The following is a 25,797-nucleotide window of genomic DNA, read 5'->3' on the forward strand; positions in this document are numbered from 1 at the left end:
CGACCACACGCCCAAGTCGAGGGTATGGATATTTTGACCATAATTCTGACCGTTGCCGGCACGCTTGCCGTCTTTGGGCTGATCGCGTTTTTCATTTTCCGGTCTGAGGAAAAGAAGGCCATCAAGCCAAAATCCGACAGCCCGAAAAGTTCTGAGACCATTAACGGAGCACATTGGGGCGACTGACATCAGTGCGCGACCCCGGCGGCAACGCTTTCGTCGATGAAGCGACCCTCTTTGAACCGGTCCAGCGAGAACGCCTCGGTCAGCGGGGAATGCCCGGTGGCCATCAGCTGCGCCATGCCCCAGCCCGAGCCCGGGATGGCCTTGAACCCGCCGGTGCCCCAGCCGCAATTGATGAAGCAACCGCCCAGCGGCGTCTTCGACAGGATAGGCGAGCGGTCGCCGGTCATGTCGACGATCCCACCCCATTGCCGCAGCATCTTCAGCCGCGAGATCATCGGGAAGGTCTCGACCAGGGCGCGGACGGTTTCCTCGATATGATGGAACGAACCGCGCTGGGTGTAGTTGTTGAACCCGTCGGTGCCGCCGCCGATCACCATCTCGCCCTTGTCGGATTGCGACATGTAGCCGTGCACGGTGTTGGCCATCACCACCACGTCCATGCAAGGCTTGATCGGCTCGGACACCAGCGCCTGCAGGGCCAGCGCCTCGACCGGAAGGCGGAAGCCCGCCATCTCGGCCAGTTGGCCCGAATGGCCCGCGACCACGATGCCCAGCTTGTCGCACTCGATGGCGCCCTTGGTCGTCTCGACCCCTGTGACGCGACCGTTTTCAGACCGGACGCCCGTAACCTCACACTGCTGGATGATGTCCATACCCATATTCGAACAGGCACGCGCATAGCCCCAGGCCACCGCATCGTGGCGTGCGGTGCCGCCGCGCTCTTGCCACAGCGCGCCAAGGACCGGATAGCGCGGGCCGTCTATGTTGATGATCGGAACCAGCTGCTTTACGCGCTCGGGCTCGATCCATTCGGTCTTGACCCCCTGCAGCGCGTTGGCATGCGCCGTACGCTGATAGCCGCGTACCTCGTGCTGGGTTTGCGCCAGCATCATCACGCCGCGCGGGCTGAACATCACGTTGTAGTTCAGATCCTGGCTCAGATCCTCGTACAGGCCGCGGGATTTTTCGTAGATCGCAGCCGACGGGTCCTGCAGATAGTTCGAGCGGATGATGGTCGTGTTCCGCCCGGTATTGCCGCCGCCCAGCCAGCCCTTTTCGATCACTGCGACGTTCTGAATACCGTAATTCTTGCCCAGATAATACGCCGTCGCCAAACCGTGCCCGCCGGCACCGACGATGATCACGTCATACCGTTTCTTGGGTTCTGGCGAACGCCACGCGCGCTCCCATCCGGTGTGATAGCGCAGCGCCTCTCGCGCTACGGCAAAGGCTGAATAGTGTTTCATGAGCGAATCCGTCCGGTTCGTGATTGGCCGAAGATATGCCGTGCGGCGACAGATTACCCCTGCCGTGCAGCGCCGCAATATCGCACTATTGCGACATGTAGGCCATTCGCGGCCATTTGTCCCTTTTTTCCGGGCGCGCGCAGGTCTAAGTGAGGGCAACAATTCCGGAGAGATCATGACATTCTGGGTTCTGCTTCTGCTCTTTGCGCTGTCGATCACCGCATTCCTGGCCTTTGGCCTGACCCGAACCCGCCGGCGACAGGAACATCCGGCGGCCTACGATTTGCGGGTCTACAAGGAACAGCTGGCCAGCGTTGATCGCGATCTGGCCCGCGGAGTGATCGCTAAAGCCGACGCCGAGCGGGTTCGGACCGAGATTTCGCGCCGTATCCTGGCCGCCGACGCGCAAATCCGTACCGGTGACGCGACGACCGGGCCGTCGACCACTGTTCGGTTGGCCGCCATCGGGTTCGTTGCCCTGGTTCTGATCGGCGGAGCGTTTGCTTTGTACCGCCAACTGGGCGCTGCCGGATACCCTGATCAGCCGCTTTCAGCGCGCATGGAAATGGCCGCCGAACTGCGTGAGAACAGACCCGGCCAGGAAGAGGCCGAGCAGATGGCCCCGCCCGTCGAAGCGCCTCAACTTGAAGACAGCTATGCCAACCTTCTGAACCAGCTGCGCACGACCGTGGCCGACCGACCGGACGATCTTCAGGGTCACATTCTATTGGCGCAGCACGAAACCAACGCGGGCAATTTTCAGGCCGGTTATGAAGCCCAGCGCCGTGCAATCGAGTTGATGGGGAATGAGGCCCCGGCGGACGCCTATTCTAACCTGGCAGAAATGCTGATCCTGGCGGCAGGGGGCTATGTCTCGCCCGAAGCCGAAGCGGCCTTGCGTCAGGCACTGGAACGCGACCCGCAATCGGGACCGGCGCGCTATTACTGGGGACAGATGCTGCTGCAGATCGGACGGCCGGACCAGGCTTATCGCGTCTGGATGGACACGCTGCGCACTTCGCCGCCGGGCGCGCCTTGGGCCAACGCCATTCGCGCCCAGATCGACGAACTTGCCTGGCGCGCCGGCGTGTTCAACGCGCCCGAAATCGCAGCTGCTCCGGCGGGTCCGGGCCCCAGCCAGTCGGATATGGAAGCAGCGGCGGAAATGACGCCCGAGGAGCGTCAAGAGATGATCCGCGGCATGGTTGACGGATTGTCGGACCGGCTGGCGACCGAAGGTGGTTCTCCGCAGGAATGGGCTCGACTGATCTCGGCGCTTGGGGTGCTGGGAGAAACCGAGCAGGCCGCCGCGGTCCGCGACGAAGCCGCGACCAAGTTTGCCGAAGACCCTGCCGCGCTTGAACTGATCAACTCGGCCGCGCAACAGGCTGGTCTGTCGCAATGATCCAGGACGTGTTCGAGGATTTCGCAGCCGCACTGCCCCCGATGCAGGCGTTGATGGGTCTGGACCTCGGCGAAAAGACGATCGGCGTGGCTGTTTCCGACCGCATGCGCGGTGTGGCGAGCCCACTTGAGACCGTGCGCCGCAAGAAATTCAAGCTGGACTCTGCCCGCCTTCTGGAAATCGCTGCCGACCGCGGGATCGGAGGGATCGTTCTTGGCCTGCCCATGAATATGGACGGATCCGAGGGTCCAAGGTGCCAATCAACCCGCGCGTTTGCCCGCAACCTTTCCCAACTGACCGACATCCCGATCGGGTTCTGGGACGAGCGTCTGAGCACAGTTGCGGCAGAAAAGGCACTTTTGGAGGCGGATACGACACGAAAACGTCGCGGACAGGTTATCGACCACGTCGCGGCGGGTTATATCCTGCAAGGAGCGCTGGACAGGCTGCGCTTTCTTTAACGAGCCCGGAGACCGGCGATGACGAACATGATTTGGAAAAGGAACGAGGTCGAAAGCCCCTGTGTCCAGATCTGCGTCGTGCATCCGACCGAGCGTATCTGCACCGGCTGCTATCGCACCATCGACGAAATCACGCGCTGGTCGAAAATGGACAGCTCGGAACGCGCCGAAATCATGAATGACCTGCCTGCCCGCAAGCCTCGCTTGGCCAAGAGACGGGGTGGTCGCGCGGCCCGTCTGGACAAATCCTGACACTCAAAGGGCTTTGTCGGTCTTCCGGCTGTCTTCTTCATCACTCGCTGTGTCTGCGCATGTCTTCACACCGGATCGTTGCCCGGCCTTCAATTCACTGCGGAACAAACGGGTGATTTCCGACTTGCTGGTCTGCGACCGCCGAAGACTGGCTTCCTGAAAATCAACTTCGACAGCCGCGTTGGTCATGGATTTTCTTTTCAAAAACTTGATCAGCCGCATACGAGCCTTCCTGAATAAATCTGCGTCGCTGCGGGCCGGTCGAGAGCTCGGGAAAAGGGGGATCGAGCCGTATGACTATGCGTGAGTGAGTGGCGGCCCGCAGCGACGATTTGCGCATACCGGAGTCAGGCTTTTGAGAAAGGGGGAAAACCTGCCGTCGCGCTTCAATTTTTTTACCAATTAGACAAATCAGCCGGAGAGACTCAACAGTTACAATGCCTTCGCGCCTCGCGGCTGGGCGAAAAGGACGTAACGTAACAAGTTGGACCGGCCCGCGACAGCGTCATGTGTCAATCCAGGATTTGCCCCCGGACGCGCAGCGCGGCCCAATCATTCGGGCCGCGCGCCATCGTCATCCGGCAGCCAGCCACGCCTTGGCGTTTTCAATCTCTTCTGACGGGAAAAACTGGGTACGTGTACCCAGAATGTGCCCCCCCACGCGCTGCGCGATGTTCTGCCAGGCCTTGTCGCCGACGATGGCTGCCCGATCCAGCATTCCCACGTGACCGCGGGCCAGACGGAAATGCGCGGCCAGAGCGGTCAGCCCTTGCCAGCCATCGAACTCCCTCAGATCAATCAGCAACCGGAACGCATCCCGGTCACCCAGGATGGCATCCAAATCGGCTTCGGCCTTTTCGTATTCCTCGGGGTCCAGCTTACCCATCAGGCTGACCTGCACGCATGGCCCGCCTAAATCCACAATGTGGATCGCGCCCAGAGATTCACGGATCCAGCGGCGCGCTTCTTCCAGCTCGGCCAGCTCGAACACCTGCACCGGACAGGGCATCAGCGGCGCAGCCAGACGCACGCTGGTCTGGACCCAGCCCTTGTCTGCGACGACCGCGGCGCGATCGAACCCGCGCCAATGGCTTAGGCCCAGCTTGGTATCTTCCCAAGCAGCGCCCAAATCGTAGCCTTTGAACTCGGGGCCGACGATAACCAGCAGGCGGACGGCGTCATGTTCCGCCAGCGCAGCCTCGATTGCGGGAACCAGAGTGTTTGTGTAATCGGCGCTTGTTACTTCGCCCGACAATTCGATTTCGATCAATGCACCGTCGGAATTCTTGTGGACCGTAATCATTTTGAGCCTCCAAAGCCAAAGAATGGCAGAAGGTTACGGGGATTCGATCCATTCGGCCACACCGCCCGGCAGCTCGGGCCGGAAATAGGCAATCATCCGTCCGTCCGGCCCCGCCGTTGCGCCCGCCCCCCAAGGCGCGACCCCATGCAGGCAATGGCGATGCAACACGTAGGTTTCGCCGGGCGAAGCCGACACTTCGATACGCGGGCAGGTTTCGAACACTTCGCGACGAGCAGCCTGATAGGCCTCGGTGATATCGGTCTGCGCCCACTGAGCGCGAGGAACACCGGCCAACGCAGCCTTGAAAGCCGCGCCCATGATCCTGTGGCTACCATCCCAAACGACCAGAGGCGCGGCATCTGCGCTCGCCTGTGTCAGTGGGATACCCAGGACATATGCGTGAGGTTCGTCGATCTTGCGCCGACGGTCCGGGCCGCCGGGTTTCAGACCATCCACATGCGCCGCGTCGCGCTTGGCCCGGTATCGGGCCGCCGCCTCGTTCTCGCCCCTGCGCGGGCACAGATAGCCGGGATAGACGACCGAGACCTGCCCCTTGTGCAATTCGATCGATCCATAGTGTTCGACCAGAAACGCGACAGCCTGCCCGCTCAACGGGGCTGAGGCGCCGACACGCCCTGCCCCGTCATTGGGCAGAGCATCGACGCCGATGAACCAGGTGCCTTCGCAATCCAACCACTGCCGGTGGGCTGGGTCACTGGCGGCGTGCTGCGCCAGTGGTAGGGCGTGGGCCACCCAGTCGGCTATGGTCTTGTCGTAGGGGAATACTTCCCAACCCCGCGACCAGAAAGGCCTTACCACCCTACTGCCTTGCGCAGCATATTCAGGGCCACCAGCGTGAGGAACACGGCAAACACCCGTTTGAGCGGCTTGGGGTCCATCGCATGGGCCAGTTTCACCCCCCAGGGCGCGGTGATCATCGTCATCGCAACAACCACACCAAAGGCCACAAGATTGACGGCGCCGATTGTCAGCGGCGGACGGTGTTCAGCTGCGATCGGCAGAAACAGAAAGCCCAGTACCGAGGGTACGGCGATGATCACGCCAAACCCCGCGGCCGTCGCAACGGCCCGATGGATCGGTGTGTTGTAGAGGCTCATCAGCGGCACCCCAAAGCTGCCGCCGCCAATTCCCATCAGCACCGACAGAAACCCGACCAAAGGCGAAATCACCAACCGCTTCAGCCCGCCGGGCATGGCATCACCCAATCGCCATTCGGACTTGCCAAGTCCCAGATAGGCGCCAATCACCATTCCAAGGATACCGAACAGCGCCTGCAACGCTTCCGTGCGCAGGGCCGAGGCGACCAGTACGCCAACAATCGCACCGACAGCGATACCCGGACCCCAACCGCGTAGAATATCCCAATCGACAGCGCCTTTCTTGTTGTGACTCAGCACCGAACGAACCGAAGTCACGATGATCGTGGCAAGTGACGTCGCAAGACACAGCTGCATCAGCTGCGGGCCACCATATCCTAGCGTTTGAAACGCGTAGAAGAAGGCCGGCACCAGAACGATCCCGCCACCGACTCCCAAAAGGCCAGCCAGAACACCGGCCAGCGCGCCGATCACAAGCAAAAGGCCCAGCATCTGGGCCAGCAACATCGTATCGGGCATCCGTCCCCCTTGGTCCCCGGCCCTTGAGCCGTCTTAAATTACCTGCGCCGCCTCGGCATCCGGTGCCACGCGGGACAGCGCGCCCAGAACCACGTCGGGTCCGGCATGGTCTTTGACCGCGCCTTCGGACAAAGCACGCCTCCAACCACGAGCGCCCGGGCGTCCTGTGAACAATCCCAGCATATGTCGGGTGATCTGGTGCAACCGCCCCCCGCCGGCAAGATGCCGATCGATATAGGGCAGCATTTTCATCACGACTTCAACCGGATCCGCCTTTTGCCCCGACCCGTAGATCAGCGGGTCGGCATCGGCCAGAATATCGGTCGGCTGATGATAAGCAGCCCGGCCGATCATCACTCCGTCCAGTCCGGCGTCCAGATGCACCTGGGCTTCGGCCAGTGTCGTGATGCCTCCGTTGATCGAGATGTGGAGATCCGGAAAATCAGCCTTCATCCGGTGAACCAGGTCGTAGTCCAGCGGCGGTATGTCCCTGTTTTCTTTGGGGCTAAGCCCCTGAAGCCAAGCCTTGCGGGCGTGGATCGTCACGCGCCGACAGCCGGCAGCGCGAATCCGATCCAGAAAGTCGGGCAATACGTCCTCGGGGTTTTGGTCATCCACGCCGATCCGACATTTGACCGTGACATCGACATCAACAACTTCCCGTATGGAGGCCACGCAATCGGCGACCCGGCCCGCCTCTTTCATCAAGACGGCTCCAAACGTTCCTGATTGAACCCGATCCGACGGGCAGCCGCAGTTCAGGTTGATCTCGTCATATCCGGCCTCAGCCCCCAATGCGGCCGCCTGAGCCAGCTCCTGCGGGTCAGATCCGCCCAATTGCAGAGCGACGGAATGTTCCTCGGGGCTATGGTCCAGAAGATGCAGCGCTCCACCCCGTACCAGAGCAGGGGCCGTCACCATTTCCGTGTACAAAAGCGTTTCAGCACTGAGCAAACGGTGCAGATACCGACAGTGCCGATCGGTCCAATCCATCATCGGCGCAACCGACAAGCGCGCAGCGCGAGTGACTTCGCTGCGATCAGCATGTGCCCGAGATTGAAACCCAGCCATCAGTGCACGTTCCTTTTTGTGGCCCAGACAAAAGTGCGGCGCCCGGCCAAGCCGGGTCCGCGCTAGGCGTCTACCACTGTTTGACGCCAGATTTCCACCATCGGATTGCTAGGCCCGGACGTCCTTTGGAGATTGCTCCGAACGCTCGGCAAAACTGCCGCGCGTCCGGTTGGCAAAAGCCACCAGCGACAGCATTACCGGCACCTCGACCAGAACGCCCACCACCGTGGCCAGAGCCGCCCCCGAATTCAGGCCGAACAGGCTGATGGCGACGGCCACCGCCAGTTCAAAGAAGTTCGATGTGCCGATCAGTGCGCAGGGCGCCGCAATCCGGTGCGGCACGCGCAGGGCAAAAGCCGCCGCATAAGCCACCGCAAAGATCCCGTAGGACTGGATCAGGATCGGCACGGCGATCAGCGCGATAACCATCGGGCGGTCCAGGATCACCTGCCCCTGCAGGCCGAACAGGATGACGACGGTCGCGATCAGGCCGACAACGCCCCATGGTTTGATCCGGTCGCGGAACGCCTCGATCCGCTCGGCCGAGCCCAGCCGGTTGCGCGTCCAGACACCTGCCGCCAGGGGCAGCGCCACGAACAGGACAACCGACAGGACCAGCGTCTGCCACGGAACCGAAATGTCGGTCACACCCAGCAGGAAGGCCACGATCGGAGCGAACGCAAAGACCATGACGATGTCATTCACCGACACCTGCAGCAGGGTATAGTTCTCGTCCCCCTTGGTCAGATGCGACCAGACGAACACCATTGCCGTGCAGGGCGCCGCACCCAGCAGGATCAGCCCCGCGATATATTGCTGGGCATCGGCGGGCGCGATCAGGTCGGCGAAGACGTATTCGAAGAACAGCACGCCCAGCGCCGCCATGGTGAAGGGCTTGATCAGCCAGTTGACCACCAGCGTGATCGCCAGCCCCTTGGGCTGTTTTACCACGTCGCGCAGGCTGCTTGGGTCCACCCCCACCATCATCGGATAGACCATGGCCCAGATCAGCACCGCCACCACCAGGTTGACATTGGCCACCTCGGCCGCCGCGATGGCCTGGACCAAACCCGGCGCGAATGAGCCGATGGCGATCCCGGCGGCCATTGCCAGCGCGATCCACAGGGACAGATACCGTTCAAATACGCTCATGCAGAGATCTCCGAAGTTGTGTGGGGCTGCAAGCGCCCCGCAGCCAAGGCGGATAGCGCGACCATGGCGGCCGCCGTCCCGAGCATCAAGGGCAACCCGCCCCATTGATAAGTCAGGCCGGACAGCAGCGTACCCAACAGCCGCCCGCCCGCATTGGCCATGTAGTAGAAACCCACATCCATCGTCACCCGCTCGGCCCGGGTGAAGGCCAGGATCAGATAGGAATGCAGCGAGGAATTCACCGCAAAGACCGCGCCAAAGGCCAGCAGGCCACCCACCAGCGTCAGCGTCAGCCAAGGCGCGGGACCAGAGGACATCAGTACGGCCACCGTCAGGACGGCCGGCACGCAGGCCAGCCCCCAGGCCCAGCTGCGCGCTGCTGCGACAAGATCGGCCTCATCCCGCGCCCCTGCCCGCAGCAAACGCGGGGCGGCAGCCTGAACAATGCCGTACAGAATGATCCACAAGGCCATGAACCCGCCGATCAGAAAAAAGGCCGAGCGGTTGCCCGCTTCGCTGCCATCCGACAGCACGGCGTAGAAATAGATCGGTATGCCGACGACGAACCAGACGTCGCGCGCGCCGAACAGGAAGACCCGCGCCGCGGACAACCAGTTCACATTGGCCGATTTCGAAAAGACCTCGGAAAACTTCGCGCCCTTGCGCCCCTTGGGCAGCCCCGGCGGCATCGCCAGCAGCACCGCCACCAGGATCAGGAACAACACCCCCGCCATGCCCATCACGGCACCCGTGAAGCCGAGCCCTGCCAACAAGGCCGCTCCCAGCAGGAAGCCCACCCCTTTGACCGCGTTCTTCGACCCGGTCAGCACCGCGACCCAGCGGAACAACCCGCCACCTTCGGTGGGGGCCAACAGCTTGACCGCCGATTTCGACGACATCTTGGTCAGGTCCTTGGCCACGCCGCTGGCACCCTGCACGACCATCACGAAGGCGACGGACATACCGATGGTCCAGCCCGGATCCAACTGCGCTAGCGCCAGCAATGCCAGCACCTGTATCGTCAGCCCCGCGTACAGGGTCGCGGTCAGACCGAACCGCGCGGCGATCCACCCGGCGGCCAAGTTGGTGGCCATCCCGGCGATCTCGTACAGCACGAACAGATAGGCCAGCTGAACCGGCGAAAAGCCCAGCGTGTGAAAATGCAGCAGCACCAGCATCCGCAGAGCGCCGTCGGTCAGCATGAAGGCCCAATAGGCTGCCGTGACGGAGATATAGGCCGACAGCCCGTCCGGACGTTGGGAAGCGCTGGTCAAAGTGATGCCCCGACCATCATCGCGACATCCACCAGACGGTGCGCATAGCCCATCTCGTTGTCGTACCAGGCATAGACCTTTACCTGCGTTCCGTTCACCACCATGGTCGACGGTGCATCCACGATGCTGGACCGGGTGTCATTGGTATAGTCGGTCGAAACCAGAGGACGCTCCTCATAGCCCAGAATGCCGACCAGAGGCCCTTCGGCCGCGGCCTTGAACAGGGCGTTCACCTCTTCGGCGGTGGTTTCGCGTTCAACCTCGAACACGCAATCGGTTAGAGAGGCATTCAGCAGCGGCACCCGCACCGCATGCCCGTTCAACCGCCCCGTCAGTTCGGGATAGATCAGGGTGATCGCCGTGGCACTGCCAGTGGTCGTGGGGATCAGCGAATTCAGCGCCGACCGGGCACGGCGCAGGTCCTTGGCCGGACGGTCCACGATCGTCTGCGTATTGGTCACGTCATGAATCGTGGTGATCGAGCCGTGCCGGATGCCCAGGCTCTCGTGGATCACCTTGACCACCGGGGCCAGGCAGTTCGTGGTGCAGCTGGCCGCGGTCACGATGCGGTGGCGCGCCGGGTCATAGGTGCCCTCGTTCACGCCGAAGACGATATTGGCCGCATCACCATCCTTGACCGGCGCCGAGACCACCACCTTCTTCACTCCGGCGTCAAAGTATGGGGCCAGCTTGGCCTCGGTTTTGAAGACCCCGGTGCAGTCGATGACGACGTCGACGCCTTCAAGCGGCAGATCAGACAGGTTGCGGGTTCCGATGAAGGGCAACCGCACGCCGTCGATGGTGACCGAGTTTTCGTCATGACTGAAATCGGCGGCCCAGCGGCCATGCACGGTGTCGAACTCCAGCAGATGCGCGTGCATCGCGGGGTCCCCCACCGCGTCATTGATCCAGGCGATCTGCGCGCCTTTCTCAAGCAGGGGTTTCAAGGCCAGCTTGCCGATGCGGCCAAGGCCGTTGAGAGCATAAACGGTCATGCGGTTTCTCCGGTATGGGTCTGGCCGATGTCATCCACGGCCTTCTGAAGGGACATACGGTCTAGGGTTTCGAACGGCAGCGACGAAAAGGTCAGGATCCGGTTGCGCAACGCGCCGTAGGCCTGCTGGAAGGCAAGGCGTTTTTGGGCCTCTGTTCCCTCGGCCTTCACCGGATCGGGCATACCCCAATGCGCGCTGACCGGCTGCCCGGGCCAGGCGGGGCAGTCTTCGTTCGCAGCCTGATTGCATACGGTGAACACGAAATCGAACTTCGGCGCGCCCGGGGCCTGGAACTCGCTTACATTCTTGGCGCGCAGGTCCGAGATGTCGTGCCCATTCTGCCGCAGCACCTCAAGCGCCGCTGGGTTCAACTGGGACCGCGGACGTGTACCGGCAGAAAACACGTTGAACCGGTCGCCGCCAAGCTGCTTCAACAGGGCCTCGGCGAAAATCGAACGCGCGGAATTCCCGGTGCATATGAACAATACGTTGTAGGTACGCGGGGCCTTGGCCGCATGCGCGTCAACGCCGTTGAGTGGACTGGGCGCGCAGAGTTCCGGACGCCCACGGCAGCAATCCAGCAGAAGGTAATCGAACGTCTGCCGCACGGCGTCCATATCCACCGAGTAGCGCAAGGACGTCCCGACCCTTTCCTGCGTCACAAGGCCGGCCTGCATCAGCGCGTTTACGTAGTTGGAGAGCGTATTCGGCTTGAGGTCCAACGCCATGGCAATCTCGGTCGCGGGTATGCGATCGGGATACCGGCGCATCAACAGCCGGAAAACGGCCAACCGAGCCGGATGACCCAAGGTGGACAGGCGGTCGGGAATCACTTTTTCCATTATTCATGGATATTCGAATTAATGGTGAAATCAAGTGCCCGTTTTTTGGCGCGTTTAAACCGCAGGCAAGATTTTACGATTGGCCACAAAGATGCCCCTCGCCCAAAACGGAACGACGGGTGAATTGATATTGAATAAAATGGTGCGGCCGAGAAGACTCGAACTTCCACGGGTGTTACCCCACAGCGACCTCAAGTAAACCGCGTGTAAACACTCCGTCTAACGCACTGTAAACTTGGTGACTTTGACCGCGTGACCTTCTTAGGTTCTTCGCGCAGTTAGGTACTGCGAGTACGACTGTTACTGTAACGGAATCCTTATGGTCAACCCTTACATGTAAGGGTGAAACAGATTGACTCAGTTGGAGGGCGCAGAGTCGGATAGTATAGTCAGTGGCAGCCAGAAATTTTGAGTTAAGCTCATTCGAGCTTCCTTAAGCGGGGGATAATTCTGTGTCGCAACCACTGGAAAACATTGACAAGGCGATAATCTCCATCCGCGCCTTCCTAAGAGAAGGCTATACAGAGGCTTTCCTTCGAGGAGGCCGTTTTGACCCAAATGAGGGTTGGGCGCCTATGGTCCAAGCTTGTTCGGTCATTTTAGCAAACGACCAATGTCTGAATGAAGAACAGAGGCAAAATCTTCGACAAGCAGTGGACACGCTCCAAGAGGATTCAAATCGGTTGGTTGAATTACTTAGGGCTTACTCTTCCAACGAAGACAGGACAGACGCTGAACTTGAGGGCATGAAACTCCAGATCAACGTTGCTGTTGACACTGTACGACAAAACTTTGGGGAAGCGTCAGCACGACACTACGAGTTGCTCGGAAAGACCAGTCGTCAAAAGATAGAAACCGACGACGCCGAAGCCCCGAAAATTGTCAAACAACTCAACTGGATCAAGGGTAACTGGCGAAGATCTCCAGTGGTCCTTTTCCTGGCTGCCCTCATAGTGTCTGCCACGGTCGCGTGGAGTTTCAGGTCTGAAATTTGGGAAAAAATGGTTGAACCAAAACCGATTGGCGAATTTGAAATCGAATTCACAAATCATACTGACGATACTTTCCAACTGAGCAACCGCGCAGAGGTCTACGGTTGCGCTCCGTATGTGCCCGGAACAAATACTCGGGTTGCATCCGGCTTGCTAAGCGTTCTGAACAACAACGAACAAATACAACTCGGCCCCAGTGAATCCCTTAAGGTGCAAGCTCTGTTAGCGAATGAACCGAAGTGGCTATCACTGGCAGAAGAAGCAGATCTTTTTCTTCAAGTATTATTTAGCGCATCCCCGCATCCAGTTGGTCAGGAGTTTGTATTGGAGCGTTCACTCTTCGAGAACGGTATTAGACTTACAATTGAGGGGCCCCACAATTTGAATCTTTGCGCCGCGCGTTAATGGGTCCGGCGGGTTAAGGATGCAATTGAGTCCGTTCGCACAGGGCACCTAGTCACAACTCCAAATCCTCCCTTGGCAGTCTAGCCAAAAACTCGAGCTCCCCATTCTCCCAACCTGTCCGCAAACGCTTGCTTAAACCGCCGCTTCTCTGAGACCGACTTCGAGCAAGGAAGACAAAGCCCTACTAAGTTCTGGTGCATGTGCTGTGCCCTAGTCTTCTCGTCGCCGCAGAAGAAGCGTTTTTTCCGCCTACAGCGTTGAATATTGGACGGCTTCGCTTAACCGCCACAATCATCTGTGGACATTGCTTCAATTTATTGTTGGACCAGCTGGCCTTCTCCAAAAGTTCAGAGCCAAGGATTGTTAAGGCGTCGTCAGGAAATGCGCTCAGTGAAGCTCTGCAAAGCTCGCGGAGCGGGGTTGCGAGTTGAGTAACAGGGCGTGGGCGCGGCCTGAGGTGATCCTGAGCCTACTCGCGGTCTCCGAGCGCAGCCATCTAGACCTTTGACGTAACTTGATATTTCTTGCGTTTGTTGGGTGCTTGCCAGTGAGGTGAAGGGTCTTCCATCTGTTGAAAAATTATGTTGCTAATGCGGTCGAGTAGCAAAAAAGTTGAGAAAAATGCGTTTCCTTCCCCCCGAAGAACCAATTGACCTCTACAAAACCGGGTTTAGCGAAGACCTTCTAGAACGCGAAAAAACCAACAAGATGCTTTCACAGGTCTTGGACCGGATCGAGGACCCATTGGTTGTCGCGCTTGACGGACGATGGGGTACAGGAAAGTCATACTTCCTGAAAAGATGGGTTGGTGCGCATCGACTTCAAAATGAAGGACGGGCGCTAACGGTATATTTCGATGCTTTTGCCAATGACTATCAGAGCGACCCTCTTGTCTCACTAGTCAGTGTGTTGGCAACCCGAATCCCAAAAGCAGATGAATCTAAGATCAAGACCCTTATCGGCGTGGCCGGAAAGTTTGTTCGACCGGTTTCAAGAATTGGCCTGGCGCTGGCAAGCTATGGCGCGACAGAAGCTCTTGCTGGACTAGGGGAAGCAGCGGTTGGAGCTCTAAAAAGTGAAGCCGACAAAGCATTGGACGACTTTTGGTCTCGTGAACAAGGGCGTCATGCTGCAATGATCGAATTTCAATCTGCGATCGTGGCACTAACTGAGAGCGACAACACGGATGACCCCACGCCTCTGGTAATAGTGGTAGACGAGTTGGACCGTTGCCGCCCAGACTACGCTCTCGAGGTTCTTGAAGTAATAAAACACTTCTTCGCCGTACCTCACGTTCACTTTGTATTAGGTGTAAATCTAGAAGCACTAGAGAATAGCGTTAAAGCACAATACGGCGCTGGAATTGATGCTTCTGCCTACCTGCAAAAATTTCTCAGCTTTACGGTTAGCTTGCCTGAGACTATGGCCGACTATCGACGCACGCCAGTTGCGGTAACTTACGCCAACCACGCCGGTAACAAGATGGGCATTCCAAACCAGCTCCAGACTGAAATCAGTACGCAGATAGAAGTTCTATCAAGGTGCAATAACATTTCAATAAGGGACGTTGGCAAGATTCTGTCGGCCGCTGCATTGCTGCCGGATAGGGCGAGGAGCGACAGGCTCCTCAAGGGTTGGAGAACGACTCTAGTTTGCCTACTCATCACTAAAGTTATTCGACCAGATTTATATCCCAAACTTCAAAACGCTTCTCTTTCTCAAAGAGAACTCAAAGAATACTTCTGTGCAAATACAGCGGCGATCACCCGCTATCTAGAAACAGGCGACCCCAACCAAGACTTCGATTCTGATATCTACAATCTGTTTATTACGTGGTCATACATCTGCAGCGGTGGAGTGCCAGCAGAAAAATACGAAAAGTTAGGAATAGCCGGAGCTTTCGACGGTTACGGAATGGGATACGATATAAAGGACATACCGAATAGCGCCCACGAAAAGTGGTTGAGCGTCTTTCAGTTACCTTCATAGGTCCGCGCTTCATAACAGCGTTATGCTCGGAACCTGTTTCTCTTCTTTGGCTCCGAGCACTTTTCACTTAAGTATCTACATTCACAGGGTAGTCTAAATCCTCGTGCGGTATTTGGTTGTGATAGGAAGTGGCAGGAAGCCTTGGGTCGATAGGCTCAACCTTGTGTTCCTTCATCAGTTTAGCCGCCGTTGAAAGGTCGGTACCAGTGGCGGTACCTTCCTTGATCTTTGCAATCAACTCTCGAACGAGAAGCCCATTGAGTTCTTCGAGTTCACCCTGGGTGGCATTCTTGATGCTTTCGGTTTTCATCGGCTTACGCATAGGGTGCCCAAAGATGATCAAAGGCTTCGATTGCAGCTTCACGAGTCAATTTACCAGTCGCCGCTTTGAACCAGACGTTTCGAACAATCTCCTGTTGCTCGCGTGTACCGGTCTCTGCAAGATCGACAAGGAAACCTAAACGTTCCCCTCCGAGGCCATCACCAACTTCTAGGTATTGGCTCATCACACGTCCGCCGACTTCCTGCATCTCAGAATAGGCTTCGTGGTATCGCGCTTCTGAGACGCCCATCTTCTCATTCAAGAAAGCGAACCCTGCTTCGCTAAGGTCTCCGTTTTCTACGATATCCTGACCGATCAAATTCAAGGCGTGTTCGCCGTTCTCACCAAAAGCAAGCTCGAAGCGATCGCTGAGCAGTACCGCCTCTGCAGGTCGATTATCTGTTGGCTGCGGTTGCGGGGCGTTCTCAGCGTCCCGATAGAATTCATCTTGTGGGGCGGAGACTTCTCCATCCAAGATCGCACCAATCGCTTGAGCGGTCTCGTATTCCATCGTCATCCCATTCACCATCACAAGGTCGTTGGGTCGAAGCTCTCCACCCGAGTGGACCCGAGAACCATCCCGGATTACTACGTTGAGGTTGTTGTTGAACTCGCTATCCGGGATGAAAGTCGAAACTTCGTTGAAGTGGCCTTTTGCTCGGTTCTCTGCAGTAACGTCCCGCGCAGAGGTTGTAAGGTCATTGGTGTTCATCAGGTTTGAGCTGGGCGCAGCTGCGTTGTCAGTGTTGAGTGTCATTAAGTATTTCTTTCGTTTGTAGAATTGTCTTTTGGTAGGCCAAGGGCCACGTAGGCCTTCTCAAGAAGGCGAGTGTCGGACTTCCAAGCCTTGCCCATCGCATGATCGACAGCGGCATGGAGTTCCTTTCCAATGGCTCGGACTATGGGTCCAGCCTTGAATGGGTTGAGTGTGACGTTGGTGGTCACCTGTTCTGTGATAGGTCGGGGTTGGTTCTGGATAGGATCATCAGAAACATACCAAGGCATCTCCAAACGGATGATCTTCTCTTCCGTTCTGGTCTTGGTGAACCCAGAGTTGGCCAGCACGAACTTCCCTGCCCATGTGTTGACAAAGAAGTTCCGAGTTTTGACTGCCCCTCGCTTACCGTCAGGCATTTGCCAAAGGAACTCCGACCAGAGACGACAAGCCATATACCGAACCATCGCATCAGAGAGCGAGTTCTTTTCTCGATGGACGTAGTTGGAGAGGATTACCCAGGCTTTAGCCTTTTGGGTGTACCCCATGTCTCCCTCTAGCCGAAAGAACGGTAGAGCGAAGGCAGGGTTGTGCGTGATGGTACGCTGGGCTGAACCCCAAGAGGACTTGAAGGAACGCTTGGCAAAGTAGGTGGAGAGATAGTCATCTTCAAGCCAAACTTTGATCGCACCTTCGATGGACCTGAGTTCACCTTGAGTGGGCAAGCGTCCTGTTGGGTGGCCGTAGCGTCGATTTCGTTGGTAGTGACCCCGGCAATAACTGGACAAGTTGTAGCGTTTGTTCTCACAGCCAACGACAGAACACTCTTGGTCCTTGTTGGCTCGTTCCTGAGCAACCCGGCGTTGCCTGAGCGCCTCGCGTGAAGCCGTGCTACGTCTCCCTGCCGGGATGGTAGACAAGGGTAGCTTAGCCACTCCCTGCCCCGTCTTTGAGGAATAACGAGTTGACCCGAACTTTGCCGCTTCTGAGGCGTTGTAATGCTTCTGGGATCACAACAACCCCAACAGAGGCCAAGGCTTTACGTCCCTCGCTACCCTCGGGGTACACAAAGGATTTCATTGCGACGCGCCAAAAGTTCTGAGACAGGTTCAGGTCATTGCGGACTTGAAGCGGATGATAGGGACCGGCTTTCGCCAACGAGAAGTATTCAACCAGTAAAGGGATAATGGTCGAGTATTTTGAGACATACTCCATAGGTAATTTTCCAATTTTTTAAATGTCTTAGGTGTGTGTGGACGAGGCCAGAAATTGCCTCACCGATTTACAGAGTCGAGAATATGAGTAGGAATGCTGTCCTCCCATAACCAACTCAGAAAGAGGTTACGCATCCTGCGACTTGGCAGGTACAGCGTGATAGGTTTCTTGTCCCGGATCTGAGACCGCCAAACCCACTGGATCAATTCAGTGAGTGCGTAATCGTCTTGGCTAACTGACCCGGCCCCGAGAAACCTGAGGATGTTTGAATTGATGTACTGGTTATAGAGGTAAATCAGGTGGGTAGCGTTCTTGTAGTCGTTTGTTCCCCGTGTCGTGTTTGGTAACCAATGGATACGACCGCCACGGCCTTGAAGCCTTGAACCTTTGGCATATGGGCCAGGTTGATACCTGCCCATTTCGACACCATCTGAACCGACCTTCGGACTCTTTCCCCCGGCAAACCATTTGTTCTTCGGGCAGGTCAACAGAATGTTCTCCAACGGTACATCTCTAAGTGGACGTCTGGCCATCGAACAAAGCGCCTTGGGCACCAGTCGGTCATATTCACCGGGTTGCCCTTCCTTTCGGTCTGTCTGATCAGTGTAGCTGAACCGCAGGTGGCCGAGAGATTGGACGCTCTTAACAGTGATCAGTTCACGCACTTCTCGAACAAACTCTTGCTCGATTGAGGGTGCGCCCCTGTCGTGCTTTGGGTCTAACCCGAGGCGCTGTAGGTACGCTGCCATGATCGAACCTTCTGCCTTGTAGGTATAGATCGTCAGAGATTTACCCGCCTTGAGAAGCTTCTCGGGCATGACCGCCACATTGTACCCACCATGAATGTTGAAGAGACGCCCCGCCTTGGCGGCTTTGTAGTATTTCAAATTCACATGCTCGGTCAGATCAGAGCATTCATCATCCCATGCCACAGTCGGGATCACTTGAGAGGTTTTTGGATCGACCGTACAAAGGCCAGCCTTGATAAAGAGACGATCCCAAGCCTTAGCCTCGACTTTGTAGTTTGCATCGATGACCGAAAGAACTTCATCAATGTGGACGTGACAAGGGTCAATCAAGCCTTCGTCTGCGACCTCAGCCAAGGTGTCGAACATCGCATGCGTAGTGACAACATTCTGCCCCTCTGAGAGTAGTCGTCTGAGTGAGTGGATTTTCTTAGTGGTGACGACTTCATCACCATTCTCATCAAATTCGATTTCGGTCTCGGCCTCAGGTTGCTCAAAGGTGATACCTCGCTGCTGTGTCGCGGTTATCACTCGGTCGCATTCGCTCAGTAGAGGAACAACGACTAAATATTGTTTGTGATGCTCGAATGAGTTGAGCATCTCGGTTGTCTTGCCGAAGCCACAGGGTCGGTCTTTGATAACTATAGGTTGAACGTGGGTAGCGGACCCCAAGTCAAAATTTGGGTCATGTTTCAATGGAATGATCCTTTGTCGTGAATGTCAGAATTTGTAGAAGTGTTATTAACAACGGGGCCGAAAACCCCTTATTTTTATGGCTAAAATTGAGGTGTGTACCACTTCCGAATGGTACGGCTGTCTTGTTGGCTCGTGTGATAGGAACGGTCGGCACTCTTGGAGAACCCGAGGATGACCATAGCAATCTCTCATTTGCTGTCGGTGACTTTGAGTGGACCTGAGGAAACCTGAGTAGCGTTCATAAAAAAAGAAAGAACGCGAACAAAACTCAGAGCGTAGTACTCCATATGAAGGTTTAATTGGTTGCCCCTCAGAGCCCACAGAAGGCCCCTCAGAGTCCAAGAGATCCCCTTCCACCCCAACCTACCTGAAATCGATAGATGTACTCAGTGACTCTCCTAGCGGCTCTGTGGGCATCCAGCCAAATAAGAGCATCATCACCAAACCTCAGGATGTAGTAGTGTTATGACCGGGCTGGCTTTGGGTGCCGTGAACCGACAGATCACCCAAACCCGTACACTCTGCACTTACAGATCACCGTAAGCTACTGAAAGTAAACAGACTGCTACGAGTAACGATACCCGAAGCACTGATGATCGGGCGTGTATGTTGTGCCATATGACGACTTTATTCCCGCGCCCTACCCCACAGTGGATCGAAGGTTGGCTGTCGGTTGACCTGGGTGAACGGTCGGTTGGGCTGTGAGTGTGCTGTAGGGGGTACGGGGGGGGTAGACCGGCGCGGACCTACCGATAACACCCTCACAGATTTTTCGTAATTTTAGCCATGCTTATGATTTTCTGATCATAAGCGCCAACCAACAGAGCACTAAGTTGGGCAATCAAGTCTCTTCTGGATTTCCGAAACGAGCTTCTCAAAGTTACCGATACCTTCGGGATCCAAGTCGATTTCATTCGCTCCGGCGACTGCTGCTGAAAAGTACTTCTGGATGTGAGACTTACTACATCGCTTTGCACCGAAGTACTGTGCAATGCGTTCCTTGTCATGCTTTGATAACAACCCCTCGATTTCTTTTGGCATCTGTTTCCCAGAACCAAAGACATCCTCATATTCGATAAAATGGCTGGCGCTAGGGTCAGGACTCATAACCAAAAGATGACGGTAGCGGCGATGTAGATTGCCGACAGAAACAGTTCACCGCATCGGTCATAACGGGTTGCGATGCGCCGCCAGTCTTTCAGCCGGGCAAACAGGTTTTCGACACGATGGCGTTTGTGATATAGCTTGGCGTCGCGGTCGGCGGGATTCCTTCGTCCCCGGCGCGCTGGAATACACGCATCGATACCGCGTAAGGTCAGCGCCTCCCGGAACCAGTCTGCATCATACCCCTTGTCCCCTAAAAGCACCTTGGCCGGTGGCAAGGTGCCCAGCAAAGCCAACGCACCTTTGGCGTCATTCATTTGCCCGGCTGACAGGAAGAACGTCAGCAGTATTCCCTGGCCGTCACAGACCGTGTGCAACTTGCTGTTCAGGCCGCCTTTGGTTCGAACGATGGCCCTCGGGCGAGTCCCCCTTTTGAGAGGCTTGCCGCCGTTCGGTGCGCTTTCAGGAGGGTGCTGTCGATCATGATGGTTTCCCCGTCCGGTCCCGGTTGTGCCAGTTCCCGGAAGATACGAGCGAACACACCAAATCGGGACCACCCGGCAAACCGATTGTAAAGTGCCTTGTACGGCCCATACTCAGCCGGAGCATCTCGCCAGCGAAGGCCATTGCGAATGACGTGGATAATACCACTGAGAACCTTACGGTCGTCGGAACGCGCCGCCCCACGCGGTTTGGGGAACAGGTGCTGGACGCGTTTCAGGTGCTGTAGGTCGAGCCAGAACAAGTGCAACATAGACAATCCTCTTGCCGCCCTTGAATCATGACGGCGTTGCCGATGGAATCGGCCAATGCAATGGCCGCTCAGAACGCCGAACCGGTCTTCCGACGAAAGGCTTCAGATGACGGCAGTGAGCCCCTTGCGGTCATCGCTGCGCCGCTGGGGCGCTGCGGGTTCTTTGGACCGCTAGCAGCCCTAAGCAGAAACCATTCCGTAAGGCGAGCAAAATTGCCTCTCTGGAGAATCTGGCCGTTAGAGTGGCTCAGTGCGAGATATCTACTACTCGATCACCGCCTTGGCTTTGAAAAGTATGCTCCTCTCCACGCGCCAAACTGATCTGCATATCTATGGTTGTGCCAATCAGCTCTTAACTTTGAGTAGCTTAGAATCCGATGTTGATTTTTATTGAGTAAGGGGTCTCGAATAAAAACAACTTTACGCGCATCATCGTATCCGATCACAACAAAAGTGTGCCCTTCTGGGCCTTCTAGATCAACATCTATCATTACTGGATAGCCTTTTCGAAGGTGTCGCTGGATGTCCCTGAGGCCCTGCGAAAAACCAGCGCTAGTTTTTTTATACCACTTTTGCTGCCACCTATGCCCGACCCTCTTGAGCGCAACATCCATGTCCGACCAAAGAGTAAAACTGTTTCTTTCGCTTGGTGGCTTGTGGTTTTCCGCAAGGGTTTTAAGTTTGCGTGGCTCATGGTTTTCACCGTAATATGCCAAAATCATTGAACTAGAAGTCGGAACGCACATGTCGTGTCCTTGCTTCATGTGAGGAACGTCCAATAATACAATAGACTTCGCTTTTTGTGGTGATGGCAGTTTCTTCGAAGACACAACACCTTCACGTAACCCAATTTCAGAAATGGATGCGGCCGGAAACACAAACGTGAGACACACAACTAAGGAGAGAAGTGCCAGCTTGGGGCGGTGTTTCATTTTTCATCTTGCTCCTGAACAATGTTCTATCCAACTAGTTGAAAGGTTTTTGCACCATTTGGAAATTCGCAAACTCTAACACAAAAGCATTTGCATTTCCCCAGTAATCGCCCCATCTGTCGGAGACCTTGGGTGCGGAATCCTCGCTAATTGCTCCTGTACTGTTCATAAAAACAGCAATGTGCTCTTCGTTGTTCCAGTTGTTTGGCTGGCTCGGCAACCAGTTTGTATAGTCAGTTTCCTCACCACTTTGCCAAACCCACCCCTGATCAGGTTCACGGTAACCAACTTTTTGGTGAAACCCTATCGCGGGGCCAATCCAGGATGTCTTGATCCCGTCTGGATGCCAGAACGCTGGATCCTTGGATATCATTTCAAATACAAACTGGTTCTCGGCGCGGGAGGTAATCGAAACTATGTGGCCATTAAGATCGCTAGCGAGTTGGGCAATTTCTTTCCAGGACCTTAGGGTTGGAGCTTGAACCGCGACATAGAGGTTGTCTTCAAAGACTTCGAAAGTCAGTTTGGAGTGCTCAAAGACCTTCGCAATCTCGACCAATTGTGGGGAAAACCCCGCCAAAGCTAGGTGGTCAGGCTTTATTGGCCTGGCAATTTTTTCAGAGACTAGCTCGGCCATTGAAAGGCTTCCGTCCAGAGGGTTCTTTAGACCTAAACGCTCAATGGTTCGTGGCGTCAGTACTCCAGTCTCTGGGAGTCCGTTTTCCGATTGGAACTCCAAAACTGCCGACCGCGTTTTGTGGTCAATATCGCCTGAAGCTAAGCCGTCATAGAAGCCCAATTTCGTTAACTCTTGTTGGGCCTTCGAAACGACTTGCGAAAGTAGGTCTATGCTGGAAGGCTTCGTAGATGAACCTGTAATCCATACGAATATAGAAACACCTAGCAGAAAAACGAAGAAAGACACGGCAAAAAGATGGTTAGCTGTTACCAGCCTTGAGCTTGCGTATTGCTGGTTACTGCTGTCGGTGGCTAAGTTAACAGCGTAAGCTCGAACAGGTTTAGCTATATTCTTCAGTCGTTTTTGACCTAGTGAACGATAAGAGACCTCAACTTGATTTTTTAACAGATCGTAGGCAGTCCCTGAGATGATCAAGCCTCCAGGGTCTGCTAATGGCTCAAGGCGAGCGGCTATGTTGACGCCATCTCCATAGACATCACCTTCATCGAAGATCACATCACCTAAGTTTATCGCCATCCGATAGCGAATTCTCCGTTCCGGCGCTTGATCGGATTCTCGTTCTCGCAATTCTTCTTGGATCTGTACAGCACATTGAACAGCTTCAACAACGGAAGGAAACTCTGCGAGCCATCCATCTCCAGTGAACTTGATAAAGTTCCCATTGTGCTTTTTGGTGAATGGTTCAACGATTTCTAACCTGTACCTTTTTTGCCTAGAAATGGTCCCTGTCTCATCAAGCTCTGTTAGGCGACTAAAGCCAAACATGTCGGCAGCTAGAATGGCTGAAACCCTACGCTCCAAGGCTGGACCTCCTGTCTAAAAATAGTCTTTCTAATGCGAAAACCTAAATTCCTCGCCTAGCTCCCGACTTAACACAAATCCGCCATCTCCTTCGACGGTATACGCGACTAGATCCAATACTGGCATCGATGAACCTTACTTTGGCCTACGACAGAGACGAGTGCCGCGATCAAATACAACCACACTACAACCGTTTAGTGTGTGCAAGTTTCCACTATATTTTTTTTGCCACGTGAGCCTCCCCATCTGAACTGGTCCGCCGTTATGTTTAGGAAACGAAGGACTACGAATGGCAAACAAGCGACCGAAGCCCGAAGAGATTGTCTCGAAGTTACGGTAGGTTGAAGTTCTGATGGGGAGGCTCAGTGGGTCTTCTGCACTTCGCTAGCATTAATGCACTAAGCTGCAATTTTGCACTTTGGGCTCTCCAGTACCGAACGCTAACGCGGCACGCAGTCCAACCACGGCGCTATGCGACCAGCCGTACGCAAAAACGGCCAATCTGTTGACTTTTTTAACGCTTGATCCGGCACCCCGCCGTTCGCATTTTGGCAACCGCCGTTCATGCCAAGAGTGGCGAAACCGGGTAGTTGAGCCCAATGTTGCCGGAGATTTAGCTGCATCCCCCGTACGCTTGACATGCGTCCGCCATCTGGCAAATTTACTAGTATTTTTTGTGGAGGGTTACTCTTTGAAAGAGTTTTGTGCGGGGATAGCAACGGCCATCTTGACTTCAGTGACTCCGACTTTCGCTCAGGATATCGCAGCTGGTTCCCGAGTTACTGTGACTTCAGACTGGCACTCGCAGAACGGGGGGCCATACAGTCCAAACATCGTATCTTGCAATTCGAACAGCGGCTTGTGTCTGCGAGACACCAATACTTCTCCTGTCAACAATCCTATGACAAAAACTAAGAGTGGCTTGCAGGTCGTCTTCAAGGATATTGGCGTTGTCTATTTGTTCAGACCGGGTGGAAAGGGCTCTTTTCACGATATGACCGGCAAACAGACTGGAAAATTCAAGTGGACACAGTGACGATTTGACAACTGGATAGATCGCTCCACTGCTCAACATTGATGAATACCCACTTCGTCCGCGTCTGAGTTATCGGACCAAGCTGCGGCGAAAGAACGGTATAGGTTCGGACGAATTCTACATCCGCGAATGACCAAAATGGTGACCCACGACGCGCCGCAACAACCCTCGCGCTTCGACCGCAAACTGATGCTGCGTTAGCGGAGCCCGAAGGTCCAATGCTGGAAAAGTCCCGCACTGTGGTCCTTGCCCCGTTTTCAGCCAACGTCCGCTGTCTAGAGAAGCGGTCGCTCGTTTATAGGTCCTGACCCTAGTCATGTGAGCGGCTCAAAAATAATTTTGCCGCTTGGGTTTTTCTGAACCGGCGAAAAAGGGCCTTTGGTTGGGTTCTTTTCGCCAGCACAAGGAAATAGCGCCGCCCTCCCCTTGATTGGGGCAGCCCTAAAGAAATCTAGTGGTTGAGTTTCGGTTTCTGGAAGTGACCCTCAGGCTTCTGTGTGTCCCGTCGCAAGGCGCAATGGGAAAGCCCCCATGCCGCGATGGTCAAACACACGTCCCCCATCAGGTTTACCCAGAGGTGGAGAGTTTTGAGATCATCATTCACGCATTATCAAAAAGACCCGTCAGCCTCTTCTAGCCACCCCACCATGAGACCTAGAAATCTCTCGCCGGATACATCCCGTCCGACTGGTCAAGGGTGATGACCTGATATTCAATTGTCAAAGAGCGCGGCCCCCAAACGGTGACCAGCCAACGAAGCTAGATCACCCCGTCAACCGAATCCATTACTATCCGTTATCGGAGTAATTGGAAATCAATAAATCACAACGTATTGTTAATTAACATTCTTACGCCTAACCTACTAACGATATTCCCTCCTGTAACGAAGATTGGATGTTTATGCATAACGAAATTCAACCTGGAATCGAGTTTCTACGACGCTTCGCAGATTATGACGTCAAGATGCAGTTGAGCACCGCTCTCACGCTATTGTATATCGCCAGACACCAAGACCGACCTCAGGGCGTCACGACTGCGGATATTCACAATTGGATTGGATTGGGGTCGGCAGCGGCTAGTCGAAATACAAACTACTGGGCGGAAGGAACTACTGACATGCCCAATGCAGGGTTCAATTTGGTCAGCGTCAGCATCAACAAGCAAGACAGGCGAAAACGTGAGCTTCGATTAACCCCAAGAGGTGAAAACTTCGTTGCCGAACTAGAAGCTATTCTTTCAGGCAACAGAGGAAATCGATCCGCTTGACGCAAAAAAGGGGCCAGCCACTTTGCTAGCCCCAACCAATGTTGCCGCAAGATCGTGCGTTAAACCGGCAGGGAATCTAGCTCCACTTCTACTGGATGCGGTTCCCCCGATAGTTCCTCAAAGGCGCAAAGGGCCATAACCAATCGCTTTCTGATACTTTCCCTGTCGTATTTTGAGCGAAACCAAAACAAGACTCGGCTTCGAACTGCGCAACCAGCATGGGGTTCTTTTTATCTAGTGACATCAGATAGAGCATCAAAACCCGTTCGTGCATACTCTGTGTCGGGGTAAGTGTTCCT

At 55.7% G+C, this 25,797-nt stretch carries 25 protein-coding genes; 7 read left to right on the forward strand and 18 right to left on the reverse strand.

Annotated elements, in window-relative coordinates; all coding sequences use genetic code 11:
• The first annotated feature begins 24 nt into the window (after window positions 1-24).
• On the forward strand, window positions 25-186 hold the full coding sequence (locus tag ACR0DA_RS07980) for a hypothetical protein (RefSeq protein ID WP_480753530.1): 162 nt from the start codon (window positions 25-27) through the stop codon (window positions 184-186).
• 2 nt (window positions 187-188) lie between these two features.
• Here the strand turns inward: ACR0DA_RS07980 and ACR0DA_RS07985 are convergent, their stop codons facing one another.
• On the reverse strand, window positions 189-1,433 hold the full coding sequence (locus ACR0DA_RS07985) for a sarcosine oxidase subunit beta family protein (protein ID WP_170372272.1): 1,245 nt from the start codon (window positions 1,431-1,433) through the stop codon (window positions 189-191).
• Between the two features lie 175 nt (window positions 1,434-1,608).
• Here ACR0DA_RS07985 and ccmI point away from each other — a divergent pair, with 175 nt between their 5' ends.
• Genes ccmI through ACR0DA_RS08000 form a run of 3 tightly spaced genes read left to right on the forward strand, consistent with a single transcriptional unit; the run spans window position 1,609 to window position 3,551 of the window.
• A complete protein-coding gene (gene ccmI, locus ACR0DA_RS07990) occupies window positions 1,609-2,838 on the forward strand; it encodes a c-type cytochrome biogenesis protein CcmI (protein ID WP_222456869.1) in 1,230 nt (409 codons plus the stop codon).
• On the forward strand, window positions 2,835-3,299 hold the full coding sequence (ruvX, locus tag ACR0DA_RS07995; RefSeq protein ID WP_170538748.1) for a Holliday junction resolvase RuvX: 465 nt from the start codon (window positions 2,835-2,837) through the stop codon (window positions 3,297-3,299). The genes ccmI and ruvX overlap by 4 nt, the downstream gene beginning before the upstream one ends.
• 18 nt (window positions 3,300-3,317) lie before the next feature.
• The gene (locus tag ACR0DA_RS08000) at window positions 3,318-3,551 is read left to right on the forward strand and encodes a DUF1289 domain-containing protein (RefSeq protein ID WP_170337967.1); all 234 of its coding nucleotides are present in this window, start codon (window positions 3,318-3,320) and stop codon (window positions 3,549-3,551) included.
• A gap of 3 nt (window positions 3,552-3,554) precedes the next feature.
• Here the strand turns inward: ACR0DA_RS08000 and ACR0DA_RS08005 are convergent, their stop codons facing one another.
• The 9 genes from ACR0DA_RS08005 to ACR0DA_RS08045 all read right to left on the reverse strand — a co-directional run bounded on the left by ACR0DA_RS08005 (window position 3,555) and on the right by ACR0DA_RS08045 (window position 11,825).
• On the reverse strand, window positions 3,555-3,773 hold the full coding sequence (locus ACR0DA_RS08005) for a hypothetical protein (RefSeq protein WP_480753532.1): 219 nt from the start codon (window positions 3,771-3,773) through the stop codon (window positions 3,555-3,557).
• Window positions 3,774-4,125: 352 nt separating this feature from the next.
• The gene (locus tag ACR0DA_RS08010) at window positions 4,126-4,854 is read right to left on the reverse strand and encodes a SpoIIAA family protein (RefSeq protein WP_170363182.1); all 729 of its coding nucleotides are present in this window, start codon (window positions 4,852-4,854) and stop codon (window positions 4,126-4,128) included.
• Window positions 4,855-4,887: 33 nt separating this feature from the next.
• Window positions 4,888-5,673, reverse strand: coding sequence for a hypothetical protein (locus ACR0DA_RS08015; RefSeq protein WP_480753533.1), 786 nt, complete (start codon window positions 5,671-5,673; stop codon window positions 4,888-4,890).
• On the reverse strand, window positions 5,667-6,491 hold the full coding sequence (locus ACR0DA_RS08020) for a sulfite exporter TauE/SafE family protein (protein ID WP_170337959.1): 825 nt from the start codon (window positions 6,489-6,491) through the stop codon (window positions 5,667-5,669). The genes ACR0DA_RS08015 and ACR0DA_RS08020 overlap by 7 nt, the downstream gene beginning before the upstream one ends.
• A 33-nt stretch (window positions 6,492-6,524) precedes the next feature.
• Window positions 6,525-7,562: a tRNA dihydrouridine(20/20a) synthase DusA gene (gene dusA / locus ACR0DA_RS08025; protein WP_170599433.1), complete on the reverse strand. Its 1,038-nt coding sequence runs from the start codon at window positions 7,560-7,562 to the stop codon at window positions 6,525-6,527.
• A 108-nt stretch (window positions 7,563-7,670) separates the two neighbouring features.
• Window positions 7,671-8,714 (reverse strand): ACR3 family arsenite efflux transporter, encoded by a 1,044-nt coding sequence (gene arsB / locus ACR0DA_RS08030; RefSeq protein WP_170358628.1) that lies wholly within the window; start codon window positions 8,712-8,714, stop codon window positions 7,671-7,673.
• On the reverse strand, window positions 8,711-9,988 hold the full coding sequence (arsJ, locus tag ACR0DA_RS08035; RefSeq protein WP_480753535.1) for an organoarsenical effux MFS transporter ArsJ: 1,278 nt from the start codon (window positions 9,986-9,988) through the stop codon (window positions 8,711-8,713). The genes arsB and arsJ overlap by 4 nt, the downstream gene beginning before the upstream one ends.
• Window positions 9,985-10,983 carry an ArsJ-associated glyceraldehyde-3-phosphate dehydrogenase gene (locus ACR0DA_RS08040; protein WP_480753536.1) on the reverse strand — a complete coding sequence of 333 codons (999 nt, stop codon included), beginning with the start codon at window positions 10,981-10,983 and terminating at the stop codon, window positions 9,985-9,987. The genes arsJ and ACR0DA_RS08040 overlap by 4 nt, the downstream gene beginning before the upstream one ends.
• Window positions 10,980-11,825 (reverse strand): arsenate reductase/protein-tyrosine-phosphatase family protein, encoded by an 846-nt coding sequence (locus ACR0DA_RS08045; RefSeq protein ID WP_170390461.1) that lies wholly within the window; start codon window positions 11,823-11,825, stop codon window positions 10,980-10,982. Before ACR0DA_RS08045 ends, ACR0DA_RS08040 begins: the two co-directional genes overlap by 4 nt.
• A gap of 452 nt (window positions 11,826-12,277) precedes the next feature.
• Here ACR0DA_RS08045 and ACR0DA_RS08050 point away from each other — a divergent pair, with 452 nt between their 5' ends.
• Both ACR0DA_RS08050 and ACR0DA_RS08055 read left to right on the forward strand, forming a co-directional pair.
• Complete coding sequence (locus ACR0DA_RS08050) at window positions 12,278-13,222, forward strand: hypothetical protein (protein WP_480753538.1); 945 nt, start codon at window positions 12,278-12,280, stop codon at window positions 13,220-13,222.
• Window positions 13,223-13,843: 621 nt separating this feature from the next.
• Window positions 13,844-15,211 (forward strand): KAP family P-loop NTPase fold protein, encoded by a 1,368-nt coding sequence (locus ACR0DA_RS08055; protein ID WP_480753539.1) that lies wholly within the window; start codon window positions 13,844-13,846, stop codon window positions 15,209-15,211.
• A 67-nt stretch (window positions 15,212-15,278) separates the two neighbouring features.
• On the opposite strand, the gene ACR0DA_RS08060 is transcribed toward ACR0DA_RS08055, so the two are convergent.
• From ACR0DA_RS08060 to ACR0DA_RS08095, 8 genes are all read right to left on the reverse strand, one after another.
• Window positions 15,279-15,521 (reverse strand): hypothetical protein, encoded by a 243-nt coding sequence (locus ACR0DA_RS08060; RefSeq protein ID WP_480753541.1) that lies wholly within the window; start codon window positions 15,519-15,521, stop codon window positions 15,279-15,281.
• A 4-nt stretch (window positions 15,522-15,525) separates the two neighbouring features.
• The gene (locus tag ACR0DA_RS08065) at window positions 15,526-16,290 is read right to left on the reverse strand and encodes a hypothetical protein (protein ID WP_480753542.1); all 765 of its coding nucleotides are present in this window, start codon (window positions 16,288-16,290) and stop codon (window positions 15,526-15,528) included.
• Complete coding sequence (locus ACR0DA_RS08070) at window positions 16,290-16,973, reverse strand: hypothetical protein (protein WP_480753544.1); 684 nt, start codon at window positions 16,971-16,973, stop codon at window positions 16,290-16,292. Before ACR0DA_RS08070 ends, ACR0DA_RS08065 begins: the two co-directional genes overlap by 1 nt.
• A 549-nt stretch (window positions 16,974-17,522) precedes the next feature.
• On the reverse strand, window positions 17,523-18,809 hold the full coding sequence (locus ACR0DA_RS08075) for a hypothetical protein (RefSeq protein ID WP_480753545.1): 1,287 nt from the start codon (window positions 18,807-18,809) through the stop codon (window positions 17,523-17,525).
• 924 nt (window positions 18,810-19,733) lie between these two features.
• Window positions 19,734-19,946, reverse strand: coding sequence for a hypothetical protein (locus ACR0DA_RS08080; protein ID WP_480753546.1), 213 nt, complete (start codon window positions 19,944-19,946; stop codon window positions 19,734-19,736).
• A gap of 62 nt (window positions 19,947-20,008) precedes the next feature.
• Window positions 20,009-20,763, reverse strand: a protein-coding gene (locus ACR0DA_RS08085) for an IS5 family transposase (RefSeq protein WP_480753548.1) whose coding sequence is annotated in 2 segments (ribosomal slippage) — window positions 20,009-20,425 and window positions 20,428-20,763 — 753 coding nt in all. Because the reading frame shifts where the segments join, the coding sequence is not laid out codon by codon here.
• 272 nt (window positions 20,764-21,035) lie between these two features.
• Window positions 21,036-21,695, reverse strand: coding sequence for a C39 family peptidase (locus ACR0DA_RS08090; protein WP_480753549.1), 660 nt, complete (start codon window positions 21,693-21,695; stop codon window positions 21,036-21,038).
• Between the two features lie 34 nt (window positions 21,696-21,729).
• Window positions 21,730-23,196 (reverse strand): peptidoglycan-binding protein, encoded by a 1,467-nt coding sequence (locus ACR0DA_RS08095; protein WP_480753550.1) that lies wholly within the window; start codon window positions 23,194-23,196, stop codon window positions 21,730-21,732.
• Window positions 23,197-25,126: 1,930 nt separating this feature from the next.
• Between ACR0DA_RS08095 and ACR0DA_RS08100 the strand changes: the two genes are divergently transcribed.
• Window positions 25,127-25,498, forward strand: coding sequence for a hypothetical protein (locus ACR0DA_RS08100; protein WP_480753551.1), 372 nt, complete (start codon window positions 25,127-25,129; stop codon window positions 25,496-25,498).
• The last annotated feature ends 299 nt before the right edge of the window (window positions 25,499-25,797 follow it).

The sequence above is a fragment of the Ruegeria sp. CI8 genome (genome assembly GCF_056536865.1).

Coding starts and splice junctions, on each gene's coding strand:
- ACR0DA_RS07980 (WP_480753530.1), top strand. CDS start 25: ATGGATATTTTGACCATAATTCTGACCGTTGCCGGCACGCTTGCCGTC.
- ACR0DA_RS07985 (WP_170372272.1), bottom strand. CDS start 1,433: ATGAAACACTATTCAGCCTTTGCCGTAGCGCGAGAGGCGCTGCGCTAT.
- ccmI (WP_222456869.1), top strand. CDS start 1,609: ATGACATTCTGGGTTCTGCTTCTGCTCTTTGCGCTGTCGATCACCGCA.
- ruvX (WP_170538748.1), top strand. CDS start 2,835: ATGATCCAGGACGTGTTCGAGGATTTCGCAGCCGCACTGCCCCCGATG.
- ACR0DA_RS08000 (WP_170337967.1), top strand. CDS start 3,318: ATGACGAACATGATTTGGAAAAGGAACGAGGTCGAAAGCCCCTGTGTC.
- ACR0DA_RS08005 (WP_480753532.1), bottom strand. CDS start 3,773: ATGCGGCTGATCAAGTTTTTGAAAAGAAAATCCATGACCAACGCGGCT.
- ACR0DA_RS08010 (WP_170363182.1), bottom strand. CDS start 4,854: ATGATTACGGTCCACAAGAATTCCGACGGTGCATTGATCGAAATCGAA.
- ACR0DA_RS08020 (WP_170337959.1), bottom strand. CDS start 6,491: ATGCCCGATACGATGTTGCTGGCCCAGATGCTGGGCCTTTTGCTTGTG.
- dusA (WP_170599433.1), bottom strand. CDS start 7,562: ATGGCTGGGTTTCAATCTCGGGCACATGCTGATCGCAGCGAAGTCACT.
- arsB (WP_170358628.1), bottom strand. CDS start 8,714: ATGAGCGTATTTGAACGGTATCTGTCCCTGTGGATCGCGCTGGCAATG.
- ACR0DA_RS08040 (WP_480753536.1), bottom strand. CDS start 10,983: ATGACCGTTTATGCTCTCAACGGCCTTGGCCGCATCGGCAAGCTGGCC.
- ACR0DA_RS08045 (WP_170390461.1), bottom strand. CDS start 11,825: ATGGAAAAAGTGATTCCCGACCGCCTGTCCACCTTGGGTCATCCGGCT.
- ACR0DA_RS08055 (WP_480753539.1), top strand. CDS start 13,844: ATGCGTTTCCTTCCCCCCGAAGAACCAATTGACCTCTACAAAACCGGG.
- ACR0DA_RS08060 (WP_480753541.1), bottom strand. CDS start 15,521: ATGAAAACCGAAAGCATCAAGAATGCCACCCAGGGTGAACTCGAAGAA.
- ACR0DA_RS08065 (WP_480753542.1), bottom strand. CDS start 16,290: ATGACACTCAACACTGACAACGCAGCTGCGCCCAGCTCAAACCTGATG.
- ACR0DA_RS08075 (WP_480753545.1), bottom strand. CDS start 18,809: ATGCTCAACTCATTCGAGCATCACAAACAATATTTAGTCGTTGTTCCT.
- ACR0DA_RS08080 (WP_480753546.1), bottom strand. CDS start 19,946: ATGCCAAAAGAAATCGAGGGGTTGTTATCAAAGCATGACAAGGAACGC.
- ACR0DA_RS08090 (WP_480753549.1), bottom strand. CDS start 21,695: ATGAAACACCGCCCCAAGCTGGCACTTCTCTCCTTAGTTGTGTGTCTC.
- ACR0DA_RS08100 (WP_480753551.1), top strand. CDS start 25,127: ATGTTTATGCATAACGAAATTCAACCTGGAATCGAGTTTCTACGACGC.